Below are 12,982 nucleotides of genomic sequence, written 5' to 3'. Positions count from 1 at the left end.
TGGAGAGTTGGACGCTCAAATTAGGTACAAGTCCGGAAAGTATCATCGAAACGCTAAATTGAAACACCGGTCACAACGAAGCAAATATAGAGTACTCGGAATCCTGATTGAACGAGGAATCCTAACGTCCGAGGAACTCGCGGTGCTTCTGATGATGCCGGCCCCATCCGTGAGCAAAGTGACCCAAAGTCTAACCGTTAGCGGATTAATAGCGAGGGCAGAGAAGGACGGCCAATTTATGGCCATTACAGATAACGGAGTGCGGGTCTGGGAGGAGGCCAACCGTGATTGGCAAAAGTGGTTGGAACGCTACCCGGATCTCGTTTTCACCCAAGAACTTGAACCGTCAAAAGGCGCCAACGCGGGATGATGAGAAAACTCAGCGGATTCGCCGGTTTTGTCCTCTTCATTGTTTTTTTACTCTTGAGCTGGCAGTTGTTCGACCTGCATCAACTGCTTGAACGGTTACGCATGGTACTCGTTCAGCCGGGATGGCTGCTATTCATGTTTGTCGTTTATCTTTTATCTTTTGTTCTCAAAGCAGCAGCTTGGCAGGCGTACACAGGCCGTGAACACGCAATCGGAATGTACTTGCATGGCATTTTTTACAGCTTACTGTTCAATCACTTGCTGCCAATCAAGGTCGGTGATCTTGTACGCACAGGTGTATTAATGAAGAAGGCGAGTATGAGGTGGGATACTGCTCTCCACTCCGTCGTGATTATGCGTTTGACGGACTTACTTGTACTAGGAACGATATCGGCCATTGGCATGCTGTGGCTAGGAATGAAGATGTCTTGGCTTGCGTTTGCAGTCATGGCAGCATTGGTCATTTTAGCAGTGGTGGCCTTGAAATGGTTTCCGATTCGGCGCTGGCCATTTGCCAATCGGCACTGGGAGCAGCTCAAGGCAATCGTTATGTCAAGGAAAGGCCCCTATATCCTAGCTCTTGTTGCCGTAAGTTGGATATTGGAAGCGGTAATCTTGTTCGGTATTGCCCATATGGGAGGCATACAGTTAAGCGCCGCATCATCCATTTGGGCCAACAGCATAACAATCGGAGGCCAAATCTTTCATGTTACACCAGGTGGAATAGGTACCTATGAGAGTACGTTAAGCGGCTCGTTGGCGGTGCTTGGAGTTAGCTGGGAAGAAGCCTATACCACCGCTTTGCTGACACATACATTTAAATTCGCTGTGGCCTTTATTCTGGGCTCCTATTCTTTGATCCGAATGCCGATTGGTCTGCGCGAAGCCAAGGAATGGATCCAAATACAGCGAAAGCCTTCCCTAAATTCGAATCATGCGCGTGAAAGGACATCCTTATGAAACAAGCTTCGCCTTTTGAGATTGTAGCGGCTAGATGTTGGAACCTTCTGAACGAGGGCAAACCGTTTACGCCGATTTTTGCCACATCCGTATTCTTGCTGTATCGGTCTGATCAGTGGCTGGACAGTCATTTTTGGGTAGGTACCGGCTTAAGTCTTCTGTTGATTTTACCATTGTTTTTTTTATTCTATTATTTCGATTTCCCGCTTTTTCTAAGGAATTACTTATGGTTGCCGCTTGTAGCTTCGTTACTTTTATGGGAACCCCAAAATCTTTCCCTTCATGCGGCGGCAATCGGATTGTATTTCTTCTTCACGGTGTTTTTCTGGGGAACGTTTTATTACCGAATGCGGATCGGAACGTCATGGTGGAACTTTAAACGCTTCTGGAAGCTTGTGCTCAAGAACAGCGATTCGACAAGCGGTAATGCACAGGAACAACTGCCTAAGCTGCTGCTGCTCTTGTTATTGTGGAATCATTTTTACGGCTTGCTGATTCCTTCGTCAGAAGTCCCTTGGCCCGCTGCCGGGTTCGCGGATGCTGTTATTTTATTGGGCATATTCACAGTGTGCTTGCGGCTATACAGCTGGATTCTGCATGCAAACCTTTTTGATTGGAAACCCAAAGAGACAACATTATACACAGATGGGCCTGATATGACGGGAAAGGCCACCAATGAAAAGGTCATCGTGATTGTCATTGACGGTATGCGCAAGGAGCGCTTTGAAGAAGCCGATGCTCCGTTTCTGAAGAAGCTGCGTTCGGAAGGAACAGAGTATACGCAGATGGAGACGGTCTATCCCGCAAGAACGGTCGTTTGTTTTTCATCTATGTTTACCGGTGCCCATCCCAAAGACCACGGTATACGTTCCAATATGGTTTGGAAGCTGGGAATTCGGGTGGAAAGTATTTTCGATTCGCTGCGGAAGGTTGGGAAGCGGGGGCGTTTGCTTGGTATTGCCCATCTGATTGACTCCATGGGTGACGATGTGGAAAGCGTGACTGCCGTTATGCACAATGACAAAGCTGACCGCAATATCATCGACCGCTCCAAAAAGATAATGGCCGAGCAAAATCCTGATTTGTTCGTCGTTCAGATGATTGCCGTTGACCAAACCGGACACAGCATGGGTGTGCTGTACGATGAATATTTAGAGAAAATCGCCGAGGCTGACAGGTTGGTTGAGGAGTTTGTCGGTTGGCTGACAGATCAAGGCATGATGGAAAATACAACGCTTATCCTTTGCGCCGACCACGGCCAGGCTGACGGTATCGGTGGACATGGCCACCTGGATGAAGGAGAACGGTTTGTCCCTTTCTTCCTGCATGGTCCAACCATTCGCCAAGGCTGCAGAGTCGATGAGAGACACTCGTTAATTTCCATGGCGCCAACGCTCGCCTATTTATTGGGAGCACCGTATCCAAGCGCAAGCCGCGGGCGGGTGTTGACGGATGCGTTCAAGCGTTAATACCTCAACCTCAAGGAAATGGCTTAATGAAAAGAGGAATCCCATGAAATCTACTGGTAACAAAAAGCTTGTCGTATTCATACCTGCACATAACGAAGAAGCAAACATTGCGAGCGTCATTGCTCGTGTCCCGAGAGATTTCCATCCTAAGTATGACGTAAAGGTCATCATTATCGATGATGGCTCGACCGACCGGACAGTAGAGGTAGCGAAGGAAGCGGGAGCGGATGTTGTACATTCCTTTGGGAAAAACAGGGGCCTAGGGGCTGCCGTTAGAGAGGGACTGAGGCAATCCTGCCTGCTGGACGCGGATATTGGTTTGATGATTGATGCTGACAATGAGTACCCACCGGAGCAAATTCCGGAGGTTGTCGCCCCAATTATGGATAGGGAGGCGGACTACACGTTCGGTTCGCGATTTAAGGGGAGCATCGCAGGGATGAAGCTGCATCGCAGGCTGGGAAATTATTTTTTTACGCTGCTCCAGTCCGTGCTGCTGCGCAAATGGATTTATGACGGCCAATCCGGCATGCGAGGTTTTTCTAGGGAAGCGATGGAATGCGCGGAAATCATTCATGATTACAATTACGCCCAGGTGTTGACCTTGAATTTGTTGCGGAAGGGCTTCCGTCTGCAAGAGGTTCCTATCGCCTACAAGGTGAGGACACAGGGGCAGTCCTTCATTAAATTCCGGCAATATGTCAATTCCGTCATTCCGGCAATTTATAAGGAAATGAAGCGGCCCGCTCTTCGCGGTTCATCCCTTGCCCGAAACCAGCAAGTGCGGGAAACCTCGGGTCAGCAAGCGTAAAGGTTATCGCAACGAGAGGGGGTCAGAGAATATTGCATCGACTCGTTCGCCGTATAACGATAAGCGCTGCTTCTATCGTCATTCTCTTCCTTTTCTGCTTCAATCTGTTTTTCTCTAGTCCCTTTGTACGCTCTTGGGACGAGGTGGATTTTGTGCTCGCGGTGGACCGGTACGACCTGCTCGCCATGCAGCCCCATTTTCCGGGATACCCGTATTTTATTGCGGGAGCGAAGCTGGTTCATGAGTGGGCGACTGACCCGGTCCAATCCTTAATTATATGGAATGCGATGCTTGCCTTAAGCGCAGCGGTTCCCATGACGTTGTTAGCCAGGCGGTATATCGGGCTGGTGCCCGCATTATGGGCCACGGTGGGCGTGCAATCTTTGCCTTATTTATGGCTTATGGGCTCTCGGCCCATGTCCGAATGCGCGGGCATCGCCGTGCTGTGGTGGTACCTATGGAGTGTGCGATGGGCTGCGGACTGTCCAAAATCAAACCTACGTTTGGGTACCGCGTTACTATTGTTTAGCGTTCTAATGGGGATTCGATTATCCTACTTCCCTTTTGGCATTGCCTTGGTACTGCTGCTTGTTTACCAATTTATGAGTCTTACGGACAGCAGCAATAGGGTCCGAAGATTGGTTATGGCAATTGCAGCCGCTGGAGGCGCGCAGCTCATTTGGATTGGCGGCCTAATCCAGTCCGAGGGTACGCTGCAAGGTTTCTGGAAGCTGTCCCTAGCATTTGTCTCTGGACATTTCTCCGAATGGGGCGGCGGGGTCGCAGACTCGAAGGTACCCCTCGGCACGCGCTTTGTAACGCTAATTGCCGATCACCTGATTCGCGACATATGGTTTAGCCGTTCGTCAGCACTGGTTGTGCTTTATTTACTGCTTTTAGCTTTGATGGGCTTTGGGATGTGGAAGCTAAGGGGCAGCATACGGGATGCTTCTGCGGATAGGAAATTCGGCAAATGGCTGTGGATTTGCCTGGCAGCCTATGGAGTATGGGTTTTATTGGGCCAAAATATTGAAAAGCCTCGCCATATTGCGCCCGTTGCTGGTCCAATGCTGCTGGTCCTTTATGCTGCAGCATTCAAAACAGCAGCGTTATTAACCAGAGCTTCGGGAGATATCCGCCGGCGGAAGTGGTATATGGCAGCAGCAATCTATCTTGCCTTAGCTGCCGTTATCGCATTTCAAATCGCAGTAGGAGCTCATTTGCTAAAGCTTCAAGCCGAGCAAACGCCTGCTGTCTATCAATTGAACGACTATATGGAAGCTTTGGACCAACCGTTTGTTCTATACACATGGGAAGAAACACGGGTACTCCGCTATTTGGAGGCTGGATATGAGCATCGAAAAATTTTGACATTCGATTACTTTCATTCCTTATCGCAGACGGGGGCTAACCAGCGGGTATTTTTGACGGATCATGTGCTAAATGGTTTTTTGCAGCAAAATGCCAATGCGGGATCACAGGTAATCCCCGTTGCAAAATTTGTGTCAGATGATTTATTTGACCCGGTCTATTCCTGGATTACCCTTTACGAATGGATCGGACCAAATGAGTACCAAATGGAAAAAGAGTAAAACAGAAGGAGTGTGTTCAAGTGTCAAGATGGTTTCGAAGCGGGCTGGCGGTGGTTGCCTTACTATTATGGCTGTCTCCAGCTCAGGTATCGGCGTACTCCTATGGGGATGCGAATACGGAGGATGTTGCCGAGACTTTTAAGATCATTGCCGGTGCAGCAAGCGGGAATAAGCCGGATTGGAAAGTGATCGAAGAGACTCACAAAGTAAGGCGCTCGGAGATCAAATCACATTTTGGCGAATCCGTTGCGGTCACGCTGGACAAGAACGTTGAAGCGAAGGATAGCAAGCTTCTGATGGCTAATTACAAGGCCGTTCTCGTTATGAATCTGGACCGCCGATTCACGTATGCGTTGAAGGATGTTAGTGACTATGCCGGAGCCAAGCTGCTTCTGGCCAAAGCAAAAGCAACCTTCGATACGTTAGCGCCCTATATGTCATCTGGAACGGATGATATCAACGGTGCTTTCGAAGAAGCCTTGGAAGCGCTCGGAAATCCCGGCTTGTTCGGCGTAGGGGAGAAGGAGGCCGATCCGGAAACCTTTAAACAAAAGGTAAACTTTATTTACGGGAAGGTTAAACCGCAGTTTCCTTACAAGGCTTACGTCAAGCCGGCGGTTGCGAAGCCAAACGAGGAGAAGCCCGTCAAAGAACCGGCAGCTACGCAGAAGCCTTCTCCAACCAAAGCGCCTACTGCTGCCGTTAAGCCTTCGCCGAGCGTGAAGCCGAGCCCGGCTGAAGAGGAAGCGGCAGCCGCTTCGCCAACGCCTAGCATGCTTCCAAGTCCAGCTCCGGATGAATTGGTATCGGCCAGCCCTGAGGCAGAACCAACGTCTGAGGTGCCAGTAACCGAAGTGACGGGAGGTGAGACAGCAACTTCCGCCGAATCCGGCACCGGGGAAGCATCGGAGCAAGTGTTAGATGAGCCGATATCCTCTGATGGGGCGGTTGCTGCATCTGAACAAGCAGCGCAGGAAGAAGGGCATGCTCCGATGGAGCGAACCGATAAAACAAATTCCTTGGTAACGGTATTCGTTATCGCAGGGGTAATTATCGTTGGCGCTGGTGTCATATGGTTTATTCGCAAAAAAGGCTTAATGTAAAAAAACTAATTTTAGGAGAGATGAAATTGCGTAAATTATTATCCTTAGTACTCAGTTTGACCTTGGTTTTTTCTTCCGTCTTGATGCTGGCTTCCGTTGTCAGCGCAGAATCTAAATTCAAAATCACGGAGGATGCGGATATCGCCGCAAAAATAAAGGCTTTTACGGATATCAAATCCTTATTCACGGACAAGACGGATCTTAATGCGGTTAAACAATTTTACGTGAATCAGTTCCAAACGGATGTAAAACGCATTGACGCAACAATCAAGCCAGACGATCCAAAGATCGATGAGAACGTTTCTTTCGTGTTAGACAATGCCATTAAAGGCACGCTTAACGTGGCCCAAGCGAAGCAAGCCGTAGACAAAGGGCTTCAATGGTACTTCTACTTCAGTCTGCGTGACTTGATCAGCAACAAGGTCAGACCGGCACTGGCGAAAGAAGATTTCAATACCGCTACGACTGAATTCTACAAAGTCGTACAAATTTATGAGGGAGTTATTCAGAGCACAGTAACCAAACGTGATGGCACTTATGGACTGGACATGACCGGTATTTTGAAAGGCACGATCGAGCAGCTGCTGACTGATCTTGAAGAGAAAAATGTCAATGATTTCAACGTGCACCGTCAAGTTTTGGATAAAACCATTATCAAAACCTACGCACTTGCAACCTTTACTTATGCGACGAATATCCCGGCGAAGCCTGCTGCTGATCAGCCTGCTGCCGTTACGGAAGGCTACTTCCTTTACCTCCCTGTATACACCTATTTAAGAGGTGGAAGCGTTGAGGATGCTAATTACGTTCTGAATGTATTCGCATCTGGAGACGCTAGTAAGGTAGATAAAGATAAGATTCAGGCTGCGCTTCAAAGAACGATGATTGGAAAAGTATCGGAATACGTAACGAATGCTTATACGAAATTAGCTGACGGTGATCTGCAAGGCGCACGCGGTTATGCAATGGAAGGGAATATGTTCTTGTCGACGCAGGAAGTATTCTTTACGAAAGAAGAATATGCGGCAGCCGCTGCGCATGCGCAGCAGTTCGCTGAAGCAATCGACATGTCGGATCTTGCGAAAGCAAAAACAGCTTCCTTTAAGATGTTGAAGTATCTTGCAGCCAAAGACGGCACTCAAATTTCAGTCAATGTAAAAACGTATAAAGTTGACGGGCAGTCCCGTACGGCGGCCAGCGCTCCATTTATCAATAAGAAGACATCCCGCACACTGGTTCCTGTTCGCTTAATTGCGGATGCGATCAATGCAGAAGTTAGCTACGACAATAGCACGAAGACGGTTAGCATTGTGAAAGACGGCAAGAAAACCGAACTGAAGCTTGGTTCCGATCAAATCATTCAAGACGGTAAACTTAACGAAACGCTTAAACTCGACCAGCCGGTCGTCGTGGACAAAGGCAGCTCATTTATTCCACTGCGCGCGGTCGCTGAATTGTTCGGAAAAGGTGTTTTTTATGATAAGGGTGAAATCATTATTCTCAGATAATTCATAATCTCTTTACAGGAGACGCCTGCGCTTAAAACGCAGGTGTCTTCCGCCATTATATTTATCTTATGGAGTGGGGGCTTAAGGATGAATTTGCAGTCCTTTTTAATTACATTTCGCGAAGCGCTCGAAGCGATTTTGATTGTTGGGGTTATCATGACCTATTTAAAGAGGATCGGCCAGACACAGTGGAACAAATGGGTATGGGTTGGCGTTATCCTCGCGTTGGCAGCGAGTTATGGCACCGCCCTAGTGTTCCAAACGGTGCTAACCGGATTCGCAACGATGGGCAGCCAAAATTACTTGAAGATTGGTATTATGCTCGTCTCATGCGTACTCCTGTCTCATATGGTTTTATTCATGAGCCAGCAGAGCCGCAATTTACAGGGACAGGTTGAGAATAAAATATCGGCGATTCTCACCGTCGGCGGGGTGATGAATATGATCATCCATTCGTTCCTGGTCGTTGTAAGGGAAGGCGTGGAGACCGTATTTTTCTTCGCCGCGATTACCGGCGGAGATATTCAACAGGCGCTTCAAAGCTGGGGAGCTTTGTTTGGCCTGATATTGGCCGTTGTTGTCGGTTATTTGTTTTTTAAAGGCACCAAAAAAATTCAGCTTAAAACTTTTTTCCGGATCACCAGCATATTTCTCATGATGATTGCAGGAGGACTGCTTGTACAGGCTGTCGGGATCATGCAGGATATCGGAATAATGGGCACGATTTTCAGAACGCCTGGCGGCGAGGTTGGCGAGATTTACAACATTACGGCTATTATGCCTGAGCATCCTCTGGATGAAACGCAGCATATTCGAGATACCGGCGAACGCCCTTTGATAAACGGACAAGTCGGAATTTTCTTTAAAGCATTCCTCGGCTATACACAGAACCCGTCCGTTGAAGAATTTGTCCTCTACTGGGCATTTTATCTGATTATATTCATACTGTTAGGTTTGCAGAAAAAGCGTTCCCTAATCATGCAGTCTACAGAGTCGATAAAAGGAGTGTGAAAATGTTGAAAATCGGAATTATAGGTTTTGGCCATGTCGGTAAAGCGATGTTTAAGCAATTTCCGAATGCGATTGTTTATGACGGTCCCTTAGGCGTTGGGAGCCGGGAGGAGCTTACCGGCTGCGATGCCGCTTTCATATGCGTGCCTACGCCGGAAGCGCCGGACGGCAGCTGCGACACAGCACAAGTGAAAGAAGTTCTTTCGTGGCTTGATGCCTCGGTTATTATTATTCGGTCTACCATCCCTGTTGGTTTCACCGACAGTCAAATTAGGGATACGGGCATGCGAATTGTCTTTCAGCCCGAGTATTACGGAGAAACGGCTGCGCATCCGTTTGCTGACCTCAATGCGAGAAGCTGGTTGACGCTGGGAGGTTCAGCAGGGGATGTCAATTTGGCTGTAAAAGCCTATCAAAGCGTATGTAATGCAGAGGTTAAATTCGTACTGACGGAAGCCCGTACCGCAGAGCTTGCTAAATATATGGAAAACTGTTATTTGGCATTGAAGGTCGCTTTTTGCAACGAGTTTTACGATATTGCCGAAGCCTTTGATGTCGATTATTCCAGACTGAGGGAAGTGTGGCTGGAAGACCCGAGAATAGGCCGAAGCCATACCTTCGTATATGAGGATAATCGTGGATTCTCAGGAAAGTGTCTCCCTAAGGATTTGAACGCGATTCTGCATCAGGCGGATGAGAAAGGCTTAAATGTAGGGTTAATGCACGCTCTGCGGTCGAGAAACGAACAGTTTATGAAAAACAATGATTGATTGGCATACGTTTTTCGCATAGAATAGACTCATATCTAATAATGATAATCATTTTCATTTAATGAATAAGCCCTATAATCATGTCGCTGCCAGCATTAGGACATGGCTTTAGCCTTGCGGGAGGAAAAGGCGTAATGAAAAAAGTATTGCTGATTGAAGACGAGAAAAATATGTCGCGATTTATCGAGCTTGAGCTTTAGTACGAGTCTTTCTCAGTAACCGTTGCTTCTGAAGGCAACACAGGACTGAACTTTGCGCTGTCTGAAGATTGGGATATTATTCTCCTCGATATTATGCTGCCTGGGATCGATGGACTCGAGATATGCCGGCGGCTTCGCTCTCTTAAACACACGCCGATTATTATGTTAAGTGCGAGAGACAGCATATCTGAACGTGTATACGGATTGGATTGCGGAGCCGACGATTATTTGCCAAAACCATTTGCCATTGAAGAGCTGCTGGCACGGATGAGGGTAGTCTTCAGAAGGCAGCAGGAAGCGTACAAGGAACAGGATAAGGATCGGCTGCCCATCCTGGCTTACCTCGATTTGACTGTGGACCCGAATAGGAGAATGGTTACCCGAGCGGGTTCGCCAATAGATCTGACCAAACGGGAATATGATTTGCTCACGGTATTTTTAAGCAATACGAACCGGGTGCTTGACCGCGAGACATTGCTTGATAAAGTATGGGGGTTTGAGGTAGCGGTGGATACGAATGTTGTGGATGTGTACGTCAGGTATCTGCGACGCAAGATTGATTATCCCGGTGAAACCAGCTACATACAAACCTTGAGAGGCATTGGTTACGTGATGAGAAAATGAGCTTGAAAAAATGGACGGGCTTCTACTTTCGGATGCCGATTAAGTTCAAGCTGACTTTATGGTCAACCGTGTTAATCATGGTGCTGTTCGCCGGATATAACACGCTGCAGTACGTCATTATGGAGAAATGGATCATTCACCGCGAGAAAAAGAACGTGCAGCACAGCATGAATGAAATTCTGAACTATTTTCTGGAACAGGAAGCGGAGTTTAAGCAAGAGAATTTAACGAAAATAAGACAGTATTTGGACAAAATCAACCGAGACGATCAACGGATCCGTATTATTGGAACCGATAATATTCCTCTTATAACAATAAACGAAAATGTGCCGGACGATCTGTTGGAGCACCAATCGATCTCACGGCAAGTAATCGGTATTTACAAGCAGGGCGGCTATTCCCATTTAATCATGGAAAGTCCGATCACCATTTTCGAGTTTTCCGGATCAGTCGAAATTGTCAAAAGCCTGGCCCAATTCGAGGAAATGAGAAAAACGATTTCACAGGTGATGTTTTATTTTACTTTAGGGGCAGTCGTTTTAAGTATTTTGGTCGGTTGGCTGCTTACGCGAAATGTGCTCAAGCCGCTGCAGGCAATGGCTCAGACGATAAAAGACATCAGCAGCAAAGGGATGCAGGAAAGAATGCGGCCAGCATTAAATGGCGATGAAATCTCAACTTTAATGATCATGTTTAACGATATGATGGATCAGGTGGAAGAATCGTTCCGTCAGCAAAGCAGGTTTGTCGAGGATGCTTCCCACGAGCTTAGAACGCCAGTAGCCATCATCGAAGGCCATATGTCTCTGCTTCGTAGATGGGGAAAGGAAGACCCTGTTATTCTAAGCGATTCGCTTGATGCTTCTCTTCACGAGTTTGCACGGTTAAAGGGGCTTATCATGGAATTGCTTGCCTTATCTCGGGCCGAGCAAAACACGCATGTCCTCGAATCATTGTTGAAGAGCCCTTCGAAAGCAATCGAAAGAATAATAGATCGGTTCGCTTTGATTCATCCTGATTTCGCTTTGGAAACCGATTTAGAACGGATTGATGGTACGAGTTTGAATATTTCCAACGAACATCTGGAGCAAATGCTGCTCATTATTTTGGATAATGCCATTAAATACTCTTTACAGCAAAAAGTGCTATCTGTCAAAGCCTATGTGAGTGAGAAACAGGTCCATATTGAAATCATCGATTATGGCATGGGAATTCCTGCGGAAGATTTACCGTACGTTACGGAAAGGTTCTATCGGGTAGATAAAGCAAGGAGCCGTGATCAGGGCGGCAATGGGTTAGGTCTTGCCATTGCCAAGAGATTGATTGATCGTTATCATGGCACGCTTGCCATCCGTTCCGAGGAACTTTCCGGCACAACGGTAACCATCGGCTTGCCATGTTTATTTCACGAATAGAAACCAGGTACGGTAAATGATGAAGGAGGATAAAGTTTGCAAAAGTTGTCGATCATTTTATTTCTTTTTATAGTCTGTACGGCATGCGGGCTTGGAGGAAGTAGCGGTGAACCTCAAAATCATTCCGAGCCAACGGTTACAGCTATACAAGATACTGGAGATACAGACATGAAAAACGGCGATGTGACGGTATATTCAGCTAGGCATTATGAAGCCGATTCCATCCTATTCGAAGCCTTTACGAAGCGCACGGGGATAAAGGTCAATGAGATCAAAGGCACGGCGGAGGAATTGGTCGCGCGGCTAAAGCAGGATGGAGAGGATTCCAAGGCGGATCTGTTCTTTACCGTGGACGGAGGCGTATTAAACTATGCCAAGCGGGAGAATGTACTGCAGCCTCTAAGTTCTGAGGTCGTTGACCGCCAGGTTCCGGCCAAATGGCGTGATCCGGATGATTATTGGATTGGCATTGCTACGCGTGCACGGGTAATCGTATATGCGAAGAATAGAGTTAAGCCGGAGGAATTATCGACATATGAAAGTTTGACCGACGATAAGTGGAAAGGCAGAGTGCTGGTTAGATCTTACTCCAATCTATATAACCAGTCATTGCTAGCTTCGTTCATTTCTATTAACGGAGAAGAGCAAGCGGAAAAGTGGGCCAGAGGGATCGTGAACAATTTCGCGCGTGTCCCGGAAGGCGGGGATCGTGATCAAGCCAAGGCCATTGCCGATGGCATCGGTGATGTGGCGATCATGAATACGTATTACGTGGGGCAGCTTGCCGCCTCCAAGGATTCGGAAGAAGCACGGGTAGCGGAGGGCTTGGGTGTGTTCTTCCCCAATCAGGAGACGACAGGGACGCATCTCAACATAAGCGGAATCGGGCTGGTTCGTTATTCGAAAAACAGAGAAAATGCATTAAAGCTGGTTGAGTATATGACGAGTAAGGAAGGCCAAACGCAATTGGTGCAGGGGAGTTACGAATTCCCGGTTAATGAAGAGGCCGAAGCAGCAGAGCCTATCAAATCCTGGGGAGCTTTTAAGTCGCAGCAGCTTGATTTCGCAGATTTAGAAGACTACCGGCAAAAGGCGATTGAGATCTTTAAAAAAGTGAAATGGGCTTAATGATTTACATAGGCGATGAGGC

At 47.6% G+C, this 12,982-nt stretch carries 11 protein-coding genes and 1 pseudogene; all 12 read left to right on the top strand.

Annotated features, from left to right (window positions below; genetic code table 11):
- Positions 1-7: 7 nt before the first annotated feature.
- Positions 8-370 carry a MarR family transcriptional regulator gene (locus tag ACN6MW_RS10605; protein WP_419875433.1) on the top strand — a complete coding sequence of 121 codons (363 nt, stop codon included), beginning with the start codon at positions 8-10 and terminating at the stop codon, positions 368-370.
- Complete coding sequence (locus tag ACN6MW_RS10600; protein ID WP_419875432.1) at positions 367-1,329, top strand: lysylphosphatidylglycerol synthase transmembrane domain-containing protein; 963 nt, start codon at positions 367-369, stop codon at positions 1,327-1,329. The genes ACN6MW_RS10605 and ACN6MW_RS10600 overlap by 4 nt, the downstream gene beginning before the upstream one ends.
- On the top strand, positions 1,326-2,798 hold the full coding sequence (locus ACN6MW_RS10595; protein WP_419875431.1) for an alkaline phosphatase family protein: 1,473 nt from the start codon (positions 1,326-1,328) through the stop codon (positions 2,796-2,798). Before ACN6MW_RS10600 ends, ACN6MW_RS10595 begins: the two co-directional genes overlap by 4 nt.
- Before the next feature lie 43 nt (positions 2,799-2,841).
- Positions 2,842-3,609: a glycosyltransferase family 2 protein gene (locus ACN6MW_RS10590; RefSeq protein WP_419875430.1), complete on the top strand. Its 768-nt coding sequence runs from the start codon at positions 2,842-2,844 to the stop codon at positions 3,607-3,609.
- Positions 3,610-3,641: 32 nt separating this feature from the next.
- A complete protein-coding gene (locus ACN6MW_RS10585) occupies positions 3,642-5,201 on the top strand; it encodes a hypothetical protein (RefSeq protein ID WP_419875429.1) in 1,560 nt (519 codons plus the stop codon).
- A gap of 20 nt (positions 5,202-5,221) precedes the next feature.
- Complete coding sequence (locus tag ACN6MW_RS10580) at positions 5,222-6,304, top strand: hypothetical protein (RefSeq protein WP_419875428.1); 1,083 nt, start codon at positions 5,222-5,224, stop codon at positions 6,302-6,304.
- Positions 6,305-6,330: 26 nt separating this feature from the next.
- The gene (locus tag ACN6MW_RS10575) at positions 6,331-7,812 is read left to right on the top strand and encodes a stalk domain-containing protein (RefSeq protein ID WP_419875427.1); all 1,482 of its coding nucleotides are present in this window, start codon (positions 6,331-6,333) and stop codon (positions 7,810-7,812) included.
- An 87-nt stretch (positions 7,813-7,899) separates the two neighbouring features.
- Positions 7,900-8,823 (top strand): FTR1 family iron permease, encoded by a 924-nt coding sequence (locus ACN6MW_RS10570; protein WP_419875426.1) that lies wholly within the window; start codon positions 7,900-7,902, stop codon positions 8,821-8,823.
- 2 nt (positions 8,824-8,825) lie between these two features.
- Positions 8,826-9,593 (top strand): hypothetical protein, encoded by a 768-nt coding sequence (locus ACN6MW_RS10565; RefSeq protein ID WP_419875425.1) that lies wholly within the window; start codon positions 8,826-8,828, stop codon positions 9,591-9,593.
- A gap of 134 nt (positions 9,594-9,727) precedes the next feature.
- A pseudogene (locus tag ACN6MW_RS10560) lies at positions 9,728-10,417 on the top strand (response regulator transcription factor).
- A gap of 2 nt (positions 10,418-10,419) precedes the next feature.
- On the top strand, positions 10,420-11,832 hold the full coding sequence (locus ACN6MW_RS10555) for a sensor histidine kinase (protein WP_419875424.1): 1,413 nt from the start codon (positions 10,420-10,422) through the stop codon (positions 11,830-11,832).
- Between the two features lie 168 nt (positions 11,833-12,000).
- Positions 12,001-12,960: a Fe(3+) ABC transporter substrate-binding protein gene (locus ACN6MW_RS10550; protein ID WP_419875423.1), complete on the top strand. Its 960-nt coding sequence runs from the start codon at positions 12,001-12,003 to the stop codon at positions 12,958-12,960.
- Positions 12,961-12,982 lie beyond the last annotated feature (22 nt).

This window comes from Pristimantibacillus sp. PTI5, assembly GCF_048572955.1.
GTDB lineage: Bacteria > Bacillota > Bacilli > Paenibacillales > Paenibacillaceae > Pristimantibacillus.
Note: the sequence above shows the minus strand (reverse complement) of the source record. Positions and strands in the feature narration are given on the sequence as shown.

Excerpts from the sequence above, each read along its gene's own strand:
- ACN6MW_RS10570 (WP_419875426.1), top strand. The coding sequence starts at position 7,900 with ATGAATTTGCAGTCCTTTTTAATTACATTTCGCGAAGCGCTCGAAGCG.
- ACN6MW_RS10550 (WP_419875423.1), top strand. The coding sequence starts at position 12,001 with ATGAAAAACGGCGATGTGACGGTATATTCAGCTAGGCATTATGAAGCC.
- ACN6MW_RS10595 (WP_419875431.1), top strand. The coding sequence starts at position 1,326 with ATGAAACAAGCTTCGCCTTTTGAGATTGTAGCGGCTAGATGTTGGAAC.
- ACN6MW_RS10590 (WP_419875430.1), top strand. The coding sequence starts at position 2,842 with ATGAAATCTACTGGTAACAAAAAGCTTGTCGTATTCATACCTGCACAT.
- ACN6MW_RS10565 (WP_419875425.1), top strand. The coding sequence starts at position 8,826 with ATGTTGAAAATCGGAATTATAGGTTTTGGCCATGTCGGTAAAGCGATG.
- ACN6MW_RS10600 (WP_419875432.1), top strand. The coding sequence starts at position 367 with ATGATGAGAAAACTCAGCGGATTCGCCGGTTTTGTCCTCTTCATTGTT.